At 43.0% G+C, this 21,930-nt stretch carries 16 protein-coding genes and 2 tRNA genes; 11 read left to right on the forward strand and 7 right to left on the reverse strand.

The window, feature by feature from the left end; genetic code table 11:
* The first annotated feature begins 177 nt into the window (after positions 1–177).
* Positions 178–2,115, forward strand: coding sequence for a HAMP domain-containing sensor histidine kinase (locus Q6344_03870; GenBank protein WLG14485.1), 1,938 nt, complete (start codon positions 178–180; stop codon positions 2,113–2,115).
* Positions 2,116–2,424: 309 nt separating this feature from the next.
* Here the strand turns inward: Q6344_03870 and Q6344_03875 are convergent, their stop codons facing one another.
* Entirely contained in the window at positions 2,425–3,591 is a 1,167-nt protein-coding gene (locus Q6344_03875) for a D-alanyl-D-alanine carboxypeptidase family protein (GenBank protein ID WLG14486.1), read from the reverse strand.
* A gap of 576 nt (positions 3,592–4,167) precedes the next feature.
* Positions 4,168–4,572: a hypothetical protein gene (locus Q6344_03880; protein ID WLG14487.1), complete on the reverse strand. Its 405-nt coding sequence runs from the start codon at positions 4,570–4,572 to the stop codon at positions 4,168–4,170.
* 662 nt (positions 4,573–5,234) lie between these two features.
* Here Q6344_03880 and surE point away from each other — a divergent pair.
* From surE to modB, 4 genes are all read left to right on the forward strand, one after another.
* Positions 5,235–6,047 carry a 5'/3'-nucleotidase SurE gene (gene surE, locus Q6344_03885; protein WLG14488.1) on the forward strand — a complete coding sequence of 271 codons (813 nt, stop codon included), beginning with the start codon at positions 5,235–5,237 and terminating at the stop codon, positions 6,045–6,047.
* A gap of 256 nt (positions 6,048–6,303) precedes the next feature.
* Complete coding sequence (locus tag Q6344_03890) at positions 6,304–7,098, forward strand: peptidoglycan DD-metalloendopeptidase family protein (GenBank protein WLG14489.1); 795 nt, start codon at positions 6,304–6,306, stop codon at positions 7,096–7,098.
* Between the two features lie 139 nt (positions 7,099–7,237).
* Positions 7,238–8,542 (forward strand): lytic murein transglycosylase, encoded by a 1,305-nt coding sequence (locus Q6344_03895; GenBank protein WLG14490.1) that lies wholly within the window; start codon positions 7,238–7,240, stop codon positions 8,540–8,542.
* Positions 8,543–8,928: 386 nt separating this feature from the next.
* Positions 8,929–9,630, forward strand: a complete 702-nt coding sequence (modB, locus tag Q6344_03900; protein WLG14491.1) for a molybdate ABC transporter permease subunit — start codon at positions 8,929–8,931, stop codon at positions 9,628–9,630.
* Positions 9,631–9,676: 46 nt separating this feature from the next.
* Here modB and Q6344_03905 read toward each other — a convergent pair whose 3' ends face one another.
* From Q6344_03905 to Q6344_03925, 5 genes are all read right to left on the reverse strand, one after another.
* Positions 9,677–10,021: a hypothetical protein gene (locus Q6344_03905; protein ID WLG14492.1), complete on the reverse strand. Its 345-nt coding sequence runs from the start codon at positions 10,019–10,021 to the stop codon at positions 9,677–9,679.
* Between the two features lie 32 nt (positions 10,022–10,053).
* On the reverse strand, positions 10,054–10,599 hold the full coding sequence (locus tag Q6344_03910; GenBank protein WLG15140.1) for a pyridoxal-phosphate dependent enzyme: 546 nt from the start codon (positions 10,597–10,599) through the stop codon (positions 10,054–10,056).
* A 395-nt stretch (positions 10,600–10,994) separates the two neighbouring features.
* Positions 10,995–11,798 carry a DUF5020 family protein gene (locus Q6344_03915; GenBank protein ID WLG14493.1) on the reverse strand — a complete coding sequence of 268 codons (804 nt, stop codon included), beginning with the start codon at positions 11,796–11,798 and terminating at the stop codon, positions 10,995–10,997.
* A gap of 592 nt (positions 11,799–12,390) precedes the next feature.
* Positions 12,391–12,467, reverse strand: a tRNA-Asp gene (locus tag Q6344_03920).
* A 65-nt stretch (positions 12,468–12,532) separates the two neighbouring features.
* A tRNA-Val gene (locus Q6344_03925) sits at positions 12,533–12,608 on the reverse strand.
* Between the two features lie 404 nt (positions 12,609–13,012).
* Here Q6344_03925 and Q6344_03930 point away from each other — a divergent pair.
* The 6 genes from Q6344_03930 to Q6344_03955 all read left to right on the forward strand — a co-directional run bounded on the left by Q6344_03930 (position 13,013) and on the right by Q6344_03955 (position 21,872).
* Positions 13,013–14,542 carry a cardiolipin synthase gene (locus Q6344_03930; protein ID WLG14494.1) on the forward strand — a complete coding sequence of 510 codons (1,530 nt, stop codon included), beginning with the start codon at positions 13,013–13,015 and terminating at the stop codon, positions 14,540–14,542.
* Positions 14,543–14,646: 104 nt separating this feature from the next.
* Positions 14,647–16,104: a tetratricopeptide repeat protein gene (locus Q6344_03935; protein WLG14495.1), complete on the forward strand. Its 1,458-nt coding sequence runs from the start codon at positions 14,647–14,649 to the stop codon at positions 16,102–16,104.
* Between the two features lie 176 nt (positions 16,105–16,280).
* Entirely contained in the window at positions 16,281–17,855 is a 1,575-nt protein-coding gene (locus Q6344_03940) for a 3-deoxy-D-manno-octulosonic acid transferase (GenBank protein WLG14496.1), read from the forward strand.
* Positions 17,852–18,577 (forward strand): 16S rRNA (uracil(1498)-N(3))-methyltransferase, encoded by a 726-nt coding sequence (locus tag Q6344_03945; GenBank protein ID WLG14497.1) that lies wholly within the window; start codon positions 17,852–17,854, stop codon positions 18,575–18,577. The genes Q6344_03940 and Q6344_03945 overlap by 4 nt, the downstream gene beginning before the upstream one ends.
* 290 nt (positions 18,578–18,867) lie before the next feature.
* Positions 18,868–19,992, forward strand: coding sequence for an extracellular solute-binding protein (locus Q6344_03950; protein WLG14498.1), 1,125 nt, complete (start codon positions 18,868–18,870; stop codon positions 19,990–19,992).
* 173 nt (positions 19,993–20,165) lie between these two features.
* Positions 20,166–21,872 carry an iron ABC transporter permease gene (locus Q6344_03955; protein WLG14499.1) on the forward strand — a complete coding sequence of 569 codons (1,707 nt, stop codon included), beginning with the start codon at positions 20,166–20,168 and terminating at the stop codon, positions 21,870–21,872.
* The last annotated feature ends 58 nt before the right edge of the window (positions 21,873–21,930 follow it).

Below are 21,930 nucleotides of genomic sequence, written 5' to 3' on the forward strand. Positions count from 1 at the left end.
AGACTATTTTATTCTATTGTTCATACTTCTCTGTAATGTGCTATATCATGATGATTATATCGGTCATCATGATATATTAATACGTTGTTAAGTTTTATTAACATGTGATATTTCCCTCACTACTCCTACAAAATACCTGTACTATAATCAAAAGTTTTCTTAACTCAGTTAAGTAATATGAACAACCGTCCCTCTCAAAACATCTCTACGCTTATTTGGCGTTCTGTCGTACAAGCCATTATTTTGGCTGTGTTGGCAGGTTTCTTGATGTCTATTGTTTATGGTTTGTTATACCACTATAAAGAGAAGCGTCAGCATATCCAGCAATTGGCTACCATGTTGACCACCAGTGCATCGACAGCCGATGGTGCTGATATCGTGGCTGAGCAAGTGAGATTCTTGTTAGAAAGTGAACCCAGCATTAGAAGTATTTTATTTTACTCAACACCCAAACCTATTGATGAAGTTAATCAATCTAGAGATGATTGGAAGAATGCCTTATTTGCAGATACTGTCAGCTTCAATTATCCCGTTACCAGTGACGATATCGGTGATGATAGCGCGCTAGATACGTTAAACAGCAGTCAGCAATCGTCCACGACTTTATCAAATGGTGAGCAAGAATCGTCAGCGTCTAGTGAGGCCAATAAAAATAGCGCGTTAGTTGGATATATTAATCTCACTTTAGATGTGAACACCCTGCGTTCACATTGGTTTCGAAGCAATATATTGCTATGGCTTATTACCACGATATTGACGGTACTTTGGGTATTGTACATTCTGCGCAAACTCAAATGGCCAATCAGAGATATTGAAGCTTTGAAAGAAGTCTGTCACATCGTTGTGAAAAACCCAGAGCTTGAGCAGTTACCAGTGATTCCACAGCTTTTTGAATTTCAGGAACTGGTGCAAATCAAGCAAACTTTGGCTGTATTGTTTGATCGTTTACAGAAAGTCCAACAAGATTATGAGGCGCTTGCTATTTTTGAGCAGCAATTACACAACAAAGACGTATCCCTCGATGTGCAGCTGCATAACTTTCAAAGCATGATCACCCATGAGCTGAAAACTTCGCTAAATGCTATCGTAGGCGGTTTACAGCTGTTAGATTACGATACCCTCAATAGAGAACAAAAAGATGCGGTTGAAATTATCAGTGACGGTAGTGATAAATTGGTGTCGTCGCTTGATCATATTATTCAATTGAATCAAATACAAAAAGGTCAGATGAGTATTAATTGTATTGCGTTCAATCCATTGCAGTTAATCGCCGATCTGTTGGCAGAATATGAGCCTATTGCCCGGCAAAAAAGGCTAGAGTTGATCAGCCGTATTCATCATATAGACTATGGTTTGGAAGGGGATGCGGAAAAAATAAAACAAATATTATCGATATTATTGAGCAATGCGATTAAGTTTACTCCAGCGGGGCAGGTGACTATTACGTCGCAATTGACCCATTTTGATAAAAGCAATCGCTGGCAAATCAGTGTAAAAGATACAGGTATTGGTATCGATAGCACTCATATCGATGATATTTTTAATCCGTTTTTCCAAGTGGATTCATCACAAACTCGTCAATATGAAGGCTCAGGTGTTGGTTTGCCAGTCGTCAAGCAAATGGCTCAGCTGATGGGCGCTACTATAGAGGTAGATAGCACGTTAGGGTCAGGCACCCAATTCATGCTGACCATATCGATGACCAATAAACAGCAGTCTCGGCAGCAGCATTTATTGGCTGGATTGACTATTATTTACTATTATTATCATGAAGTTGGGTTTTTAGCGAAAGAGCTAGAGCGTTTAGGCGCGACGGTCATTTATCGTCAGCATGAAGCACTGGTTATAGAGGAGATGAGTATAAGACAGGTGAGTATGGTGATGTTTGCGGAAGATATTTTTCCAAGTAAAGCTGAGTCGTTAGCCAAGCGTATTCGTCAATTTGAAAGTGAACATCGGGCTTTATTGGTATATTGGTATCCACCACATCGAGCGAAGCAGTTAGATAGCTTTGAGCATGGTTTAAAAGCAGCTGGTGTCGATTACTGTTATAGCGCCACTTATAAAGATAAAGCATTAAGCGACTTGCTCAAGCGCTGGTTGGTATGGATGTAATAGATCGAAATATTTGTCATATTTACCGTACTAACCTCGTTTAATGTACTCGATTGCCTTTCATTTATTGTAAATAGTGTCGAAAATCGTATTTTTGACAAAGGTGCTTGCTTTTAATCTGAAAAATATGATGAACGAGGGCAAACCTGCTAATTCTAGTAAATCAGTGTTTATCACAGTTTGATGAGGACACTACTTAATAGCAATAATAAAATCTGTGCGGTGAATGAAGACATAAAAAAGACGCCCCGTTTTGAGGCGTCTTTTTTGTCAGTAATGTTCTTGAAAAATAGCTTTTACTAATATTCTCTAAAACAGATTTTGTGCCCAACGTACGACACGCTGCCAAGTGCGGCTCATAAAGCCTGACTGCTCGATATCACTGGTCGCTATAATAGGCACTGAAGCCACCGCTTTACCATCAATAACGGCCATCATTTTGCCAATTTCTTGACCTTTTTTGATGGGTGCTTCTAGGCTCTCAGGAATATCTACCACAGTCGTGATTTTATTTTTTTGCGTTTTGCTGGTTAGAATTTGCAAATTATCCGCAGTAACTAGCTCGACTTCATCAGTTTCACCGAACCAGACCGGAACTTTGCTGACGAATTGTCCGGCAGGTGCTTTGGTGACAGTAGTGAAGTGGCCAAAGCCCCAGTTGAGCAGCTCACGTGATTGATCGGCACGTGCTTGCTGGCTCTCTGTTCCCATAATCACAGAAATCAAGCGCATGCCATCACGATTGCTTGAAGCCGCTAAGCAATAGCCTGCGGCATCAGTGTGGCCAGTTTTTAAACCGTCAACGGTTGGGTCGGTTGCAAGTAGAGCATTACGGTTACCTTGAGTAATACCGTTATAGGTGAACTCTTTTTCTGCATAAATACCATAATAGTCGCCGCTATTCTTGATAATAGCGCGTGACAATTTGGCCAAATCTAGTGCTGATGCCTCATGCCCTTCGTCAGGCATACCAGTAGAGTTGACGAAATGGGTATTTTTCATACCAAGTTTTTCTGCTTGCTCATTCATCAAGATAGCAAATGAGGCTTCGCTACCAGCGATATGCTCAGCCATAGCTTTTGAGGCGTCATTACCTGATTGAATAATAATACCGCGTAGCATGTCGATAACACTCGCAGATTTATTTACCGGCACATACATACAAGACTGGCTGCTACTACCACGACACCAAGCATTTGGACTCATTATGACTTGGTCATCTTCTTTGAGGTCGCCTGATGCTAAGCGTTGCTCAATGATGTAACTGGTCATCATTTTTGTCAAAGACGCTGGCGGTAGCGACTCATTGGCGTTCTTTTGTGCCAAAATCTCACCAGTATTATAATCCATCAATACATAGGCGGTATTATCCATCTCAGGCGGTTGGATGGCTGCGTTTGCCATCACTGCACTCATAGAGATACTCACACCGACTACCAGCTGCACCAGCTGATTTTTTACACGCTTTACTGTCATATATCGTTACACCGCATCATGAAACCAAATGTATCTACCGCTTGTACCTTGCACTAAATCTTATGCAACATTTTAAGTAGCCTGTCTTAAACATTCTGTTTAAAAACAATGTATTAATAAGAGTGGTGATGGCCGAGCGACAGACATAAAATTAACGCCTTATCTTAGCAAAATGCCAACCGATGGGGAATCGATAAATGCAAAAAAAGACCCGATTAAAAAGAAAGAGTGGTAAGAAGTAAACGTTTGCTCAGACTAGGACTGCCACAATGTCTCGAATAGAAATAATTCGACTGTCATAAAAAAGCTTACGGTCATTCTGTTGGTATAAACAGAATGACCGTAAGCTTTTTTGTTACCTACAAGCCTGATGAACAAGCTTATAAGTTGTCGCTAAATAGCCCATAATCAGCGTTCCAAGACAGATAATGCCATGATTTATTGTCATTAATTATAGCTGACTTTATCAATTTAGAATCAATGCTGGGGCATAGCTATTGTAGGGGAGACGATAGGATGTCTGATAAGTAAGCCAATTATAATGTTGTAATTGTTGAGCCTAATTATGATGATCCACTACTGGTATTCAGCATTCGCCAAATCTTCGCATAGAGCTTTGTTGTCTTGTTTAGAGAAGCCCATTGTCCAGCTACGAATGCCTTGTAATATCTGGCGATAATCTTGCTGAGTGGATAGATATTGAATCGCTGCTTTTGGATCTTCTAAAGACGGCATCAACTCGTGAAGCTGCACGTTATAAGATTTATAAAAGCGCTGTTTTTGTTTGCCATTGAGCATCGGTGGACATATCTCTGATAGCACTTGCATGACCGCAATTTCATGCTTAGTAACATTGATGCCAGACATATCTAGAGGTATGGTTGTAGCAGAATTATTCGCCGCAAAGGATGCTTGAGACAGCATGGCAACAGACGTTACCAGTCCTGCAAGACTAATTTTGGACGCCGTCTTTGCTATCATAGAAGCTATAGATAATATCGATTGATTTTTCATGCAGTATTACACTCGCTTATCTTTATTTAATGGTGATATGTTAATGGGTAAAAAAACAAAAGTCACATAAAATATTGATTTATGTGTAGATATCTTGTGAGCCAAAGCTCTTTTTGAGCAACATATCAGCAGCATAGACTCATAAGTTACGTCAGCATAAAAATATAAGTTTGTATTGTTGTAAGGTGTTGCCTATTGTAACGTCATGCCAAGTTTTTTTGCTGTTATTGATGCAGATATCATAGAGATAAAATTATAAATTGGATAGATTCTGCGCAAAGACTGGGTTCGTGTCAGCGTATTATTAGGGTATAATCGCCCAAAATTATAGTGGCATCTACGTTTTGCTATATCAGTTTTTCCATATCCATGCTGTGATATAAACACAGTGTCATTTTACTTTGATAGCGGTATGGCTTTTTTAACTTTTATAGTAAATTCAGCTATCATTTGACGCTCGCTAAATGCTTTTTATAAATACTATTTATGTAGAAAAAGTCAATGTAGATGTCAGTATCAACAGTATAATCACACAATCTAACCACCATTTTCGGGTCTGATTATAGCAATTTTATGCGGCTAAAGTTCATAAGTGGACAGGCGGTCATTAATGAGTATATTGAGTGAGAATGAAATTTTTAATTAGTAATGATGATGGGGTTTATGCACCAGGGTTATTGGCATTATATCAAGCCCTGTCTGCTATTGCAGAGGTGGTAGTGGTTGCGCCAAACAGTGAGCAAAGTGGCTGCGCGAGTGCTTTGAGCCTATCGATGCCATTATATACTCATCAATTGGATTCTGGTTTTATAGCGGTAAATGGCTCGCCTGCGGATTGTGTACATTTGGCATTGCATGAGTTGTATCCTGATACGCGTTTTGATAGTGTGATTACTGGTATCAATTCTGGTGCCAATCTTGGTCAAGACGTTTTATTTTCGGGTACCTTTGGTGCTGCATTAACCGCACAGCTCTTTGGAATACCTGCCATTGCGACCTCCCTAGTGGGCGGCAGCGTCAAAGGAGAAAAGCAAGAGCAGACCAGTCATTATCAAATGGCGGCAGCTGAAATTGTTAAATTATTGATAGAAACACCGATATTAGATGCTTGCAAAAATTTGCCCTATCATGTATTAAACGTTAATATTCCTGATGTGGATAGTGCTGATGAGATCAAAGGTCGGAAAATAACGGCGTTAGGGCACCGTCAGATTGCGCGTCCTGTACATCATGTGGTCGATCCACGTGGGCGTGATGCTTATTGGTTGTCGCTACGTAAATGCCCACATGAGTTGCCATTAGAAACTGAAGGTTTGCAGTCCTCCACAACAGATCTGACGGATGATCAAGCGGTAGCGGCGGGTTATATTAGTCTATCGCCAGTGCGCCTGCATCATACGCCAGCAGACACGCTTAAAACGCTGTCGGCGTTAATGCTATAAATTTACGCTGCCAAAATGCGTCAAACAGCTGGTCAATATCCTGATATTATCTGCGCTATTTTTGTTATTTGGCTACCATTTATCTCATTTTTATCACCATTTTCAAAATGAGGACACGCCTTAAAAAATGGTTTACTATCGAATGATTGATAATGGTATTTGCCAAATACTAAATACTAAACGGTATAAAAGTTAGCAAAATGCTTGTGAGTAACACAAGGAGTTTGTGAGTAACATAAAGAATAGGAAATCTTGTATGAAGAAGCTTATTGCTGGATCGCGCTTTGCAACAGTGGCATTGATAGGTACTTTAACAGCAGCAACGTTAACGATGGTGGGCTGTGCAACCAAGCCTACTTACCAATCAGCCAACCAAGCGGGACCGAAGATTATTACCAATGCACAAGGCGTTCCTAACTACCATCGCGTACAGCGTGGCGATACGGTCAGCCAGATTGCTGAGCGCTATCGTCTCAGTTACCGTCAAATCGGTTCGCTCAATGGTTTGGACAGCAAGTATACGATTTATAGTGGTCAATGGCTTAAGCTGTGGCAAGGTACGCCAGCCGATAACAATCGTTATAACGCGCCTACAACGACACAGCCAACGTACAGACCACCTGTAACGAGCGTGCCTAATAATAGCTCACAAAACCCTGTATACGAAGTGACGGCTAACGCAACGTCAGGCTATGAATATCCAAGTCGCAATCAAGTGACCCGTAACTTTGATGCGGCAGCGGGCACGATGGGTATGTGGTTTGCTGGTAATATCGGTGATCCAGTACTTGCTAGCCAATCTGGCACGGTACTGTACTCGGGCGATGGTTTGCCAGAGTATGGCAATCTTATTATGATTCGTCATAGTGATAATTACATCACCGCTTATGCGCATAATAGTCAGCTACTGGTCAAAGAAGGCGATGCTGTACAGCGCGGTCAGCGCATTGCAAACATGGGTAACAGTGGCCAAACCAATCAGGTCGGCTTAGAGTTCCAAGTGCGCTTAAATGGCAATCCTATTGATCCACGTGCGGTACTAGGGCGTTAAACGTGATGCCAAGTTTTGACTGATTTGGCAAGTTTAGTGGCTTTATTCAGAGCGCTTGAATTTCAGAGTGTTTGAATAAAGCCACCTTAACTAAATCGGTTTATTTGAGTCGCTTTACTTATTCATACTTGAGAATTTTATGATGTTAAAAAAACAATATCTTGCTCTGTTTCCTGCGTTAGTGATGGTTGGGTGTACCAGCCAACAGGCAATGCAAAAACCTAGCAAGCCTGTGCGTCAAGGCAACGTTCAGATTACCCAAACTCAAACCATTCAAGTGAAGCCAGCACCGAAGCCTGTCATCAAGCCGCAGCCAGTGGCAAAGCCAAGCTATAACAGTTTTTCTGATTGGAATTCGGATTTTTCTATGCGGGCGATTTCATCAGGCCATGATGCAGCGACGGTGCGCCGTTTACTTGATACCGCTTATTTAAATCAGCAAGTCATCTCACTTGACTCAGGACAGCCAGAGTTTTCTAAGATGCCATGGGAATACGTCGATTCTGCCGTATCTGATGGGCGTGTGAGTACTGGTAAGCGTAAGTTTGCCGAGCAACGGGCATTTTTGTCGCAATTAGAATCGCAGTACGGTGTCAATGCAGAAATAATCGCTGCCATTTGGGGCATGGAGTCGTCATACGGCGTGGTGACGGGTAATAGCAGCATACCAAGCTCACTTGCGAGTCTGGCTTATGATGGTCGTCGCCAAGAATTTGCCGAAACTCAGTTGTTGTCATTAGCGACGTTATTGCAGCGCGGTGATGTGTCTTGGTCGCAGCTCGATGGTTCTTGGGCAGGCGGCATGGGGCAGACGCAGTTTATCCCCGATACTTGGCTGAAGCACGGAGTGGATGGCGATGGTAATGGTCACCGTAATCCGTGGGCAACGGGCGATGCACTGGCGTCCACAGCTAATTATTTGAGCAACTCAGGTTGGGTGCGAGGTCTAGCGCCATTTTACGAAGCGACCATTCCTGCCTCATTCGATTACTCCATGGTTGGTAGTAAGCAGCCTGCCGCGAGATGGGCGGCGATGGGTGTTGATACGATAGCTGATGTTTATTTGGATGCCAATACCGAAATGGAGCTGTGGCTACCAGCTGGCAAGGATGGTCCAGTGCTGCTACTCAGTCCAAACTTTGATGTGATCAAAGTTTATAATAATTCATCGAGCTATGCGCTAGGTGTCAGCTTGTTGGGTAAAGCGCTTGCTGGACAAGGCGGGTTACAGAAATCATGGCCGCGTTATGAGCGTCCATTATCCACAGCTCAAGTACGAAATTTACAGCAGCGTTTGACCAACTCAGGCTATGATACTAAAGGCGCTGACGGTATCGTGGGTACCAATACTCGGTTGGCGTTCCAGCGCTGGCAAGCAGACAATGGTCAGACTCCAGACGGCTTTATTACTCAGCGTAGTGCGTCATCGTTAGCTTCGTGGTGAAGCAGGTTGATTGCATTGCTTTTGACTCGTATTGATTCTAATATTACCGTGTTGAAAGAAATTTTTTAACCATCATTTTTGACGGTAATATTTAATACGATGAGCTTAGTGAATACAATAAAAAAGCACCCTAATAAGGTGCTTTTTTATTTTACGCTATGATTATTTTTCAACAGACTTTAATCTTGTCATGTTTTAGTAAATAATATCGACACAAGAAGACCGATACTGTGACTGATAAACGCTACACTGTTTGTTTATCAATGCGCTTTGTTTATAAACGCGCTATTTATAAGAGCTGGCATTATATTTGTCTGTTCAATCTTTTAATATTAGATACAATAGATCCTTTATTCTCATAACGAATGGCAACGAGCAGTGACATTATGATAGACCAGTCTCTTATGTCCGATATGCTTAGTCCGTTTTGGGTAAGTATTAAGCTTGCTGGTGTTACTACCATTTGTTTATTACTGTTTGCAACGCCTGTGGCTTATTGGCTCGCTAAGCCCAGTCGTATGCAAGTTGTGGCACGTCTTAAAGTCTTGCTTATGGGCATCATTGCCATGCCATTGGTTTTGCCGCCTACCGTCATCGGCTTTTACCTTTTATTACTGTTAAGCCCTAGTGTCGGTATTGGTAAATGGCTTAGCGAACATCATATCAGCCCCTTGATATTTACCTTTGAAGGTCTTGTCATTGGTTCCATTATTTACTCCTTGCCTTTTTATATTCAGCCTGTCTACGCCCAATTTTTACGTATTCCACAAAGCGTGATGGAAGTGGCACATTTATTGGAGCCAAGCCGTTTCAAACGGTTTCTCAGAGTCGCTCTGCCACAAGCGCGTGTCGGTATTGTGCTCGGTAGCTTAATAAGTTTTGCCCATACTATTGGTGAGTTTGGCGTGGTTTTGATGATAGGGGGTAGTATATCCGATGAGACTAAAGTGGTCTCGATTGCGATATACGAGCAAGTAGAGGCGCTAAATTACGAGGCAGCGCACATGATGTCTGGGATTCTCATCATTATGGGAGTGGTTATGGTGGCGCTGATTGCTAGTGTAAGCCGGCTGAATCAACGCTCATAATATTGCAGTTAATACCTATAGCTTGAGTTAATGCGTTAAAATTTATTTATCCATTTCTTTTCATCATATCTAAGTCACTTGAGTAGGCAAATAAAGCTGGTGCACCGCCCGTATGCCAAAATAAAACACGATCAGTTTTCTTGATTTTGCCAGATCGAATTATATCTATGAGTCCGCCCATCGCACGACCCGTATAGACAGGATCCAAAAGTATGCCCTCTGTTTGAGCTGTCATTGCAATGGCTTCATTTTCTAATGTACCAACCACGCCATAGCCTTCGCCCACATAATCAGAGTTGAGTATTAAATCGGTTTCTGAAAACTGATGATCGGCACCGATAAGTGAAGCCGTGCTATTGGCAAGCGCGACGGTATACTGATCAAAAGGCACTTTGTCTGTTTCGCCTTTATCGATATTAATACCTACGATTTGGGCGAGTTGAGTATTTTTTTGCCAAGCATCAAACCGGCTTGTGTTGCCCCAGAGCTAGAAGCAAAAACGATATGAGTAAATAATACGTCCATGCTTTCACGTTGCGATTCCAACTCTTTAAAAGCTTCTACAAACGCTAAAGCACCCAGCTCATTGGAGCCGCCATAGGGTATGACATATGGTTTTTCGCCTTGTTTTGTTAACTGCTCAACGATTTTAGGAATGTCTTCTCCTTTACGATTGGCGCCTGCCCAGTGAATATGTGATCCAAAAATTTTGTCTAATAACAGATTGCCACTTGTTTGTTCGGGTTCTTCTCCACCCAATACTAAATGGCAGTCAAGTCCCAAGCTTGCCGCTGCGGCAGCAGTTTGGCGACAATGGTTTGATTGTGCGGCACCTGCCGTAATCACGCAATCAGCACCTTGAGCAAGGGCATCACCCATGATAAATTCAAGCTTACGGGTTTTATTACCACCCAATGCCAGTCCCGTGTTGTCATCTCGTTTCATAAAAATAGTAGGGCCATCAAGCACTTTACTCAATCTGCTGAGCGCTATCAAGGGAGTGGGGAAGAAGCCCAATTATTGTCTGGGTATGTGGTTATATTCCATATTTTGTCCCTTTTATAATAAAAAAATGCTGAATAATTTTGAAATATATCCATTGATAAAGTCAGTTGAAAATGATTATTTAGCGGCTATAAATAGCCAATAATTATACGTCGTAACAGCCTTATAAAACGTATGAATGCGTATCCAGCTTGAGAATCAGTGGAATCCTAAGGGTTAATATACCAAATATAAAATGAAAATCCTCATGCAAGCTGTCAATTTTGCATGAGGACTCTTTGTTTTATTAAGAAGCTATTTATTTTATTAAGAAAGAGTTGAAAGCTGTTTTAGAACTATTCGTCAAACCAATTAGACGGTTAAAAATGAAACTTCACTAGAGCGCTAGGCACATTTTGAGTTGTATCACTGCCATACTTATTTTTCCAGTAACTATATTCCATACCGACCTCTAAGCGATTATCAATGCCTAATAGCGGTTGTAAGTTATACTTTATTTGCGGATTGATATGTAGTTGGTTTTTTAAGTCATCATTGTTAAAAGAGTAGTCTACATAACCATCGACCACAAAATTGTTTTTCTCCCAACCGTAAGTTAAGGTGATTTGCTGGTCATCATCAGTATTATCATTGAAGACATGATATAGGGAAGCAGAGGCATACTTCATGCCTGAAATAGGCACATTCAAATCTGCCCCTAGTCCTATCATATAGTTGTCTTGGCTAAAGCCTTTGCTGTTCGAGCCAAACTCATATTGCCCCGCTAGATTGAGCTGTTTGATAAAGCTATCATCGAAAGTTGTGAGCTTAAGCTTGGGCGCAAACTCACCATACGTTTCTTTAAATCTATTGTTTTCAATATCATTTGCGCCTTGATGGCGATCGACGAAGAAAAATACGCCGCCCCAACTGTGGGTTGATGCGTGCTCCAGAGTGATTGTCGTCAATTCTCCGTCTTTTACCAGCTCATAGTCATTGCCATACAGTACAGAAAGACTGGTATCGGTGAAAAGCACCTTTGCATGGCTGCTGCTCATCGTACCCAAGGCAACGATCGCGGCTAAAGCCGTGGTTAATGAGCTACTAAAAAACAGTTTTTTCTGAATATTGGTTCTACATAATTGGCTAGCCAGTGGCAGGTTTGCAAATAAGTGATAACGCACAGTAATATTCCTTTATATAGAGTGGGTCATCCTAGCAGGCTGGGTATATGACAGAAGCGCGTTTTAACTTCCTGTCAAAACGGGTCAATGCTGCTAAGGATAAAGCGCGGTCAATTTTTGATAGCAATCTAAAATAATGAAGATAAATGCTATCAATATAAGTATTGTCAAAAGTATAAAAAATGCTCTGTTGGCTACATTATCCGCAATAATTCTTAACACTTTGAAACAGTTAAGCATGTTTTATAATGAGTAACAACCATAAGCTGGCTAAGAATAATGGTCTATCAATCCTTCTAAGTATTTGATATTACCTAAGTTTATGATTTTATTAAATTAACTGACTAAATGGTCAGCTTTATTATTTTTGTAAACAAGGAGATATGTTGAAGTAGTTGGTAGGCTAAACCACTAGCAATAATTATTACGATTCAGAGTAGTGAAAAGAGCTGGTAGGGTGGTTGAGGAGAAATGATATGAGAGGCAAGTGAATAGAGGTATGGCAGAATTAATAGACACAAAAAAACCTCAAGTAAACTAATACTTGAGGCGAAACTTGCTTAAACTCGAAAGTCTAAATTCGTTTTAAATATGGCGCAGCGGACGGGACTCGAACCCGCGACCCCCGGCGTGACAGGCCGGTATTCTAACCAACTGAACTACCGCTGCTTAGGTCGTACTTAGTTTATTTAACCACTTAGCCTACTACTTGAGAGTAACGCTATACTAAATAGTGGTGGGTGATGACGGATTCGAACCGCCGACATTCTGCGTGTAAGGCAGACGCTCTACCAACTGAGCTAATCACCCTTCGAACAATTGCTAAGCAATTTATTCAACATCAACTGAGCTCTAAGTTTGTCACTAAGCTCTGCTGCTGTGGGTGTGTATTATATAGATTTACACATGGCTGTCAAACAGTTTTTTAACTATTTTGAAAAATAATTGAAAATACTGTCTGAAAGCTATTATTAATAGTAGTCTGAGGCACGTGTTTACTAAGGTTGCTGCCTAAAAACTTATTATGGTTATTCATTGTTTGATGGTCAAAAACTACTATACTATTGAGGGTGTTTTATGACTCATGCTTTATTTTATGTTGATTGTTGGAGGCGGGCATAGAAAATTCCACTATTGAACAAACTTTTACGACCTGGTCTTGGGGAGACTTCGCAGGCTTGGGTCTGGTATTGCATATTGTTCTCATGATAGTAATGACGTTACGTGTTGTATCGGTGCAGCGCAATATCGGTGTATCTATCGCTTGGATTGCTGTGCTCTATACCTTGCCTCTTTTTGGTTTCATCGCTTATATACTATTGGGTGAGCCGATGATAGGGCGGCGCTATCGTCAACGGGTAGACCAAGCAAGCTTGTTGATGGATGATATGGCACGGCGTGAGAATTTGGTTTTTGATCAGGGACAAGAGTTGCTGCCAGCCAACTACCGCGGTGTCAGTCAAATAGGCACGCGCTGGACGGGGCTGGGCGTGTTTCCTAATCACAATATGCAGCTATTGACAGATCCTCATACTATTTTTCAGAGATTAATCGAAGATATCAATGCCGCTCAGAGTATTATCTTGATGGAGTTTTATATTGTTTATCCTAAAGGACAAGTACTAGAGGTGATAGAGGCGTTGTCAGCGGCAGCGCAGCGTGGTATTGAGTGTCATATCTTGGCCGATAGCGTGGGCAGCTTTAGTTTCTTTAATAGTAGCGCGCATCGTACATTAGAAAAAGCAGGTGTCTTTGTCCATCAGTCACTACCAGTGGGTTTGTTTAAAACGCTATTTAAGCGCTCTGACTTGCGTAACCATCGTAAGATTATCGTGATTGATGAGCACATTGGCTATATCGGTAGCTTTAACTTGGTCGATCCAAGATTTTTTAAACAAAATAAAAACGTTGGACAGTGGATCGATGTGGCGATACGCACGACCAGTCAACACTCTATTAGTATTACGACAGCCATGGCGATCGTGGTGGCCACGGATATTGGTGCGGAAAATAACGACAATTTAGACGCGCTCAATCAGCGCGTCAATGGCTATACTCGTAAACTATATGTGATGAACCCAACCATTAATGATTTAAACAGTCGGGTAAAGGTATTGGCTGGTGAGATCGACTATTATAAGCAACCAAATATTGGCTCAACATCGATTGTGATACCGAAGATGCCGATGGTAGAAGGAGTGCTGGCGCAGCTGATACCCTCCGCACCGCAAGTGACAGCCCATGTTATTTACAATACATTGGTGACCGTTATTCATCGCGCCAATAAACGCATTCGCATTACCACACCGTATTTTGTACCTGACGAGGCGCTCTCGGGAGCATTAACGATCGCTGCCAAACGCGGGGTTGAGGTGACGCTGATTGTCCCGGAAAAGGTGGATTCATTTCTTGTACAGCATGCGTCACAAGCCTATTATCAAGAGCTGCTCGAGGCAGGCGTGACGATTGCCTTGTTTAAGGGTGGTCTGTTGCATACCAAAACAGTGGTTATCGATGAGGATTATTGTTTATTTGGTACTGTAAACATCGATATGCGCAGTTTTTATCTAAATATGGAAGTGAGCTTGGCCATTTATACACCAGAGATGGTCGCTCAAGTCGCTGATTGCCAAGAAGTCTACTTACAAAGTTGCCGTTTTTTGAGTTTAGAGCAGTGGCAACAGCGCCATGGTGCAGAGCGTTTATTTGATAATGTGGTACGCTTATTTAGTCCTTTATTGTAGCATTTTCGATTTTAGGGTAAGGTAAACGACTGATGTCAGTTTAGTGCCATGATGACCTTATTTTTATTACTATTAATTTATCCCGATAAAGGATGCGCTTGTCTATGTATGCATCGTCTGCATCACCTCTAACGCCCTTTGATTATATTGCAGCAGGCTATTGGCAAGACTTTCTAGCGGATCGTCCTATCGCTGGTGGCATTGCTTACGAAAGCGAGCTTCGTGATTGTATCTTAGATGAGTCATTGGCAAGCTTACAGCGAGTCGATACGCTGCTGTCGCACATACGCCGTGAGATGGTTAAAACTGGTCGATGGCATGAAGAGAGATTATTGCTCGATGAACGCTATCGTAACTTTATGGTATTTTTGGCGTTTTATGCAGGGCGAGTATTAGCACAGCAATGGCAAAGTACGCCGCATTGGTATGGACAGTTTGAGCTACATAAGCGCTATCCTGAACTGGCTCTTACAACCGATGATTTTTATCAATACATGGCGGTTGTCTATTGTCAGTCGGCTGATGCTAATAGCGTTACGTCATTGTTTTTTGCACTAGAGCCGATAGGGATGCGTCTATTTGGTCATATTGATCGGCCGTTTGAGGCGGTACAAGGCGGTCAAGTGGCGAGTGGTCTTTATCAAGCGGTTAGCGCAAGGTTGCCACATGCGCACGACGATCACGTTGCCAGTTCAATCACACCAGCCATTAATATCAGCACACCAAATACAAGCGCTAATGTAGAGCGCATTAAAACGGTTGATAGTCAGAAACCGTTAGAAAAAGAAGGGTTGAGTCATACGCCACATGCTGTGCCAGAATCTCAGAACCTGTCTCAGCAAGAGAGCCAAACTAAGCCTGTGCTGTCTAAATCAGAAACAGTGCAACCTCATACAACCTCAGAAAATACGGTATTAGAGCAGCCACTACCATCGGCAGTGCCTTCTCCTCAAGAATTGCCAACGCCTGCGATTTTTACGCAACTACTCGTAGAGCTAGATAACATAGAAGTCGTTCAAACGGCTGGCAATAGTGAGTATCAGCAAGCCCATAAAGTGTTGGAGCAGTTAGAACAGCATATCGCCAAGCAAAGTCAGCCGCGCGCACAAATGCGCTTTTCAGAGAGTCATTTAACGACAAAAAAGCAAGCGCTATTAACACTACAAGAGGCGGCGCAGGCGGGTAATAGTGCTGCCATGCTACATTTGGCAATGTATGAATTACTTGGCGAAGGATTAACGGTTGATAAGGGTGCTGCTACAGCGTCAGGGGTTGAGTGGGTTAAGCAGGCAGCCAGCAAAAATGACAGTCGTGCGCAGCGCCTACTAAGCAAGATGTATTACCAAGGGGTCGGCGTGGCGCAAGATATAGACACTGGCAAATATTGGCTAGAGCAAGCAGCAAAGAATGGACACGCGGAAGCGGCGAGCGTAGTAGGGCAATGGCAGCAGGCGCAAGCGCTGATAACGACACAAAAACAAGAGCAACATAGCATGAAGCGCTATCAGCTGCTATTCGCCGCCATACTCGTAGTGGCAATATTGATCCTAATTATTGTCTAAAATATTTTATGGCAACACGCTGTAAAGCGTATTGTTAATCGCTAAATTCAGGTAGAATTGGCGCATTTTTTACCGTCACCTTACTATAGTCGATTTAATTTAAAGAGGTTAATGCCGTCACTCTTTTATAGTGAATTGACTATATTATTTAAGCCATTACTAATCTGGGCAACTTTATGCCATCTTCTCCTATATCCTCTGATTGTCCTTTAGAAGCGACTGACCCAGTATCGTTGCCCAGTCGCACTGTTTATACTGCGCCTTTGTATTATCAGTGCGCCATTGGCTTACTTAAGCCGCTATATCGACTCCAAGTTTGGCAACGCTCACACAACCGCGACAACTATCAACAAGAAGTGGCGCAGCGTTTTGGCAAACAATATCCACCGCGGCCAGTGGCTAAAGTGACTAATGCGCAAACTGATAAAGGCGTTATTTGGTGTCATGCGGTGTCATTGGGCGAGACCAATACCGTCGCGCCATTATTAGATACATTATTGGCTGATGGCTATCAAATATGGCTAACCAATACCACGCAGACAGGTTTTGCTCGCGGTGCTAGCCGTTTCGCCGATGATATTGCTCAAGGTCGGATGAGCCATAGCTACGTACCTGTCGACAGCCCAACTGTGATTGAGGCTTTTTTGGCGCATGTAAAGCCCATCGCTGCTCTGTTTGTCGAAACGGAACTGTGGGCAAATATCCTAACCAAATTATCCGAACACCATATTCCCAGTATCTTGGTCAACGGTCGGCTGTCAGCGTCTTCTTTTAAAAGTTATCAAAAAATCGCTGCGGTCAGTGCCAGTATGATGAAAAATCTGACTTTGATTATCGCCCAAGACAGCGACTCTGCTAAACGCTTTCGACAGTTGGGTGCGAATAGCGCGCAAATTCGTGTCGCAGGTTCACTCAAATGGGTGATTAATACGCCTCAAATTGAAGATATAGAAGCTGACTATACAGAAAATTCTAGTGTACCAAACCAATATTTTGAATCGGTCAAAGAGTCCACATTAGCAAAAGAGATGAATATCGCTGGTCGACCGATTTGGGTTGCCGCAAGTACCCATAGTGGCGAAGAAGAGACGGCACTGTCATTGCATCAACAGCTATTGTCACATCCCGCGCTCGCTGATGCGCTGCTTATCATTGTACCTAGACATCCTGAACGTTTTGATGAAGTAGCAGCGTTCATTCAAGCGTCTGAATTAACAATGGCACGGCGTAGTGCAGAAGATAGCATTCATGTAGACACACAAGTCTATCTGGCTGATAGCATGGGTGAGCTGATGGCGTGGTATAAGTTGGCAGATGTGGCACTGGTCGGCGGCTCGTTAGTAGATGTCGGTGGGCACAATCCCGTTGAGCCAGCGAGTGTGGCAACGCCTGTGCTCATGGGACGCTATACGCAGTCTTGTCAAAGCGTGGTGGATAAATTGGCGGAGGTCGGCGCGTTATATCAGCCAAACAATGTTTTCTATCGTCCCATTACTGTTAATGCGGCTACTACTGATGATGATACGAATCAACAATCCTCTCGTAAGAAGCCTGCCGCTAAAGAGGAGGTAGCGCTCATTTATCAGCAGCTAGTGTCTTGGCTCAGTGATCTTGAGGTAGCGGAACAAGCAGGGCAAGCTGGCGCGCGAATGACGAGACAACAGCAAGCCGTACTGACCCGCCAATTTACCATGATTAAAGAGGTTGTCGAGCAGCATGCTATTCAACAACCAAGCCAAGAGCTGCTATGAATTGTCTATTATTACCCATTGAAAACTTCTCTTCGGATGCGGCATATATTGATGAATTATCACAAATAAATCACGTCAATAAAGTACTAACAGCAAAAGTTGGTGATACGCTGAAAATCGGTCAAATGGGCGGTCATTTGGGCACTGCTGTGATTGAGAGCATCCGCTCTGATGCTATTGAGTTGCGTGATATTCAGCTCACCACTTCGCCGCCACCAAAGCTAGATTTGACCGTTGTGTTGGCACTACCGCGTCCTAAAGTGCTACGACGCTTAATTATGGATATGACCGCGCTTGGGGTGCGCGATATTATCCTAATCAACAGCTATCGCACGCAAAAAAGCTATTGGCAAAGTCCGATGCTTGAGCGCCTTGATGAGTTTGTATTAGAAGGGCTGCAACAAGGGGTTGATACCATCGCGCCTCGTATCACTTTACAAAAACGCTTCAAGCCATTCGTGGAAGATGAGCTGGCAGGTTTGGTAACCAATCGAGCCATCGCGGCGCACCCGTATAGTGAGCTATCCTTTACACAGTATCTACAACAGCCGCCATCGTTAGGATTGCCAAGTCTGGTTTGCATCGGTAGCGAGGGCGGCTGGATTGATTATGAAATAGCACTGCTTGCCACTCAAGGTTGCGCGGCAGTTACTATAGGCTCGCGTATCCTGCGTACAGAAGCCGCCGTCAATGTGATTTTAGGTCAATGGTTGCTGTCGTGAATCAGCAGATCATTGAAAGATAATTAAGACATGCCATCAATTAGAAAATCTATACATTACTCCATGAAGATCTATAAATTTGTCCTTAAAAAGAGACAGTTGAGCCAAATTATCGGTGCATTTCTGAGTTAAACAAATGTATTGATAATTAATCTCATTTCTATTAGTATGTTGTTTCAGAGATTATCGCGTGATTGAACCTTATTGTTAGAGGTCTTTAGCGCCGTCTTATCTTATTGTCATCTCGTCTATTTATCTCATCTTTTCGTAGCATCATTATGGGGAAAACCATGTCATTGAATGCCATTAGCGCTAACCTAACTTCTACTAAGCTTATCTTGCCTGTTGCCGTATTTGGCATGATGTTGGGACTGGCTGGTTGTAGCAATTCATCTACAACAGAAGAGAGCGTGGAGGCGGAGACATCAGCGGCGGCTACTGAGCAACCAGCTGCTAATGATGGTGCTACGAGTGAAGGTGGTCAAACGATTACCATTTATTCTTCGCGAAATGAGCAGCTGATTAAGCCATTGCTAGACCGTTATACCGAACAGACAGGTGTGAAGATTGAGCTGGTCACAGATAGTACAGGTCCGCTCATGGCGCGTTTGCAAGCTGAAGGTCAGAACACGCCAGCCGACATGCTGCTCACGGTTGATGCGGGTAACTTATGGCAAGCCGCTCAGCAAGGCTTGTTACAACCAGTATCATCTACTGTGTTAGAAGAAAATGTCCCTGCCAAATATCGTGATCCAAAAGGTCAGTGGACAGGGCTATCATTGCGTGCTCGTACGATCTTTTATGACCCAAGTAAAGTCAGTGCCGACCAATTGTCTACTTATGCAGATTTAGCTGATCCGAAGTGGAAAGGCAAGTTATGCCTACGTACCTCTAAAAAGGTCTATAACCAGTCACTTGTGGCCAGTATGATGGAGCATTTGGGCGAAGAGAAAACCGAAGAAATCGTCCGTGGTTGGGTCGCTAACTTAGCTACTGACGTGTTCAGCGATGATACCAGTATGCTAGAAGCCATCGCTGCTGGTCAGTGTGAAGTGGGCATTGCCAACAGTTACTACTACGGTCGTCTGCTCGATGAAAAACCTAACTTCCCTGTGAAAATATTTTGGGCAAACCAAGGCACGACTGGTACACACGTAAATATTTCAGGTGCTGGTGTGGTCGCAGGTTCAGACAATCCAGAGGGTACGCTTAAACTGATAGAATGGTTGTCTTCTGATGAGGCGCAAGGTCTTTATGCCAGCTCAGACAAAGAATTCCCAGTAAAAGTAGGGGTTGATGAGTCAGAAATGCTCAGATCATGGGGTGAGTTCAAAAAAGACGATATCAATGTGCAAAAGTTTGGTGAGCTACAAACCCAAGCCATTCAGTTGATGGACAAAGCAGGTTATAAATAAGGTATTGACAGTCATACCATTCTCAAAAATGACAATGCCTATCAAGCATGAGTATCAAGCTTGATAGGCTAAATGATAGTGTTTATGTTCAAAGCAGACAGTGTTTTTAGCCGTATTTTTGAGTTTGGTATAATGTTATAAGGTCTTTATGCGTATGACACGGTAATAATGATATGATCAAAACGCCAGACGCGTCTGTACGTCAAAACGATACAGTCAATGATAGTGCTAATGCCAACAATATGGATAATCATAATATTGATGGAAAGCAGACTGTCAGCCAAGACCACGCCGTCCGTAAACGTATTATCTCAAAATCAGTCTTAGGACTGATTTCGTCGTTTATGCTTTTGCCAATTTTGATTGTGTTGCTATCTTGGACGCAGCCAATTGCTGATATCTGGACGCACATGGCAGATTATGTGCTGCCGCAAGTGCTTAAAAATACCGCAATTTTATTGCTGATGGTAACGGTTGTGTCTGGCACTATTGGCACCGCGCTTGCTTGGGTAACCAGTATGTACCGCTTCCCTGGACAGCGGTTTTTTTCGTGGGCGCTGATGTTACCGCTGGCGATACCTGCCTATGTATTGGCGTTTGTCACCATTGGTATTGTTGATTTTAGTGGACCATTACAGACAGGTCTGCGCGACCTAGGCTTTGATGCAGCGATTCCTTCGATCCGTAATGTCTGGGGAGCAGGTTTGGTATTGTCCCTAGCATTTTATCCCTATGTCTATTTGTTGGCGCGTCAAGCGTTCTTATCGCAAGGCAGGCGAGCGATTGAAGCAGGACAAATGCTGGGCTTAAGCCGTAGCCGCGTGTTTTTTCGGTTGGCATTACCACAAGCATTGCCGTGGATTATTGGCGGATTATTGCTTGCCAGTATGGAAACCTTGGCAGACTTTGGTGCCGTGTCAGTCTTTAATGTTGATACCTTTACCACGGCTATTTACAAAGCATGGTTTGGCTTCTTTAGTTTGACCACTGCGGCACAATTGGCGGCTTTGCTCATCGGTGTGATCTTTATTGTGGTATTGTTTGAGCAGTATTGGCAAACCAAGCGCGGCAATAACGTGACTCAAGGCAGCAGTCAGCGTTTTGATGCCAGCACGCCTGCGAAATTGGGTATGACATTGCTATGTACCTTGGTATTTGCTGGCGCTTTTTTAATCCCACTTTTGCAGCTCATCTACTGGACGGCATTGAACTTTCGCCAAGATTTCGATGCGCGCTATATTGATTTTGTGACCAACAGCCTCATGATTGCTAGCATGACCACGATTTTTATTGCCTTTTTGGCGATTATCATTGCGTGGATTAAGCGGCAGTATCCTGATAAATTGACCAAGCTCATGACTACTTTGGCAAATTTGGGTTATGTGGTGCCGGGTACAGTATTGGCAGTGGGCATCTTTATACCAATTGCTTGGCTAGACAACCAAATGATTGCCTTTGGGATTACCACGCAGCAAGTGCTATCAGGCAGTGTGATAGTGATGCTATTGGCATTATCGACGCGTTTTATGACGGTGAGTTTTCAGCCAGTTGATCGACAGCTACAGCGACTAACGGTCAATCAAGAAGCGGCCGCCAAATTACTGAGTGACAGTACTTACCAGCGCTGGCGGCAAGTGATGTTGCCTGTTATTAGTCCGGGAATATTGACAGGACTGTTGATGGGGTTTGTTGAAGTCATGAAAGAGATGCCGATTACGTTAATGACGCGTCGTCAAGGCTGGGATACGCTGGCGGTGCGGGTGTTTGAGATGACCAGTGAAGGCATGTGGGGACGAGCTGCGTTGCCCAGTTTATTGATTGTGCTGGTTGGGCTGCTGCCTGTTTGGATATTATTGCGTCAAAGCGATAAGCAAGGTTAAGGTGTTTTTAGAGTGAATCTGCATTATCCGATGACGCTCCATTTTATGATTGTTTTCA

The organism is Psychrobacter cibarius (assembly GCA_030686115.1).
Classification (GTDB): domain Bacteria; phylum Pseudomonadota; class Gammaproteobacteria; order Pseudomonadales; family Moraxellaceae; genus Psychrobacter; species Psychrobacter cibarius_C.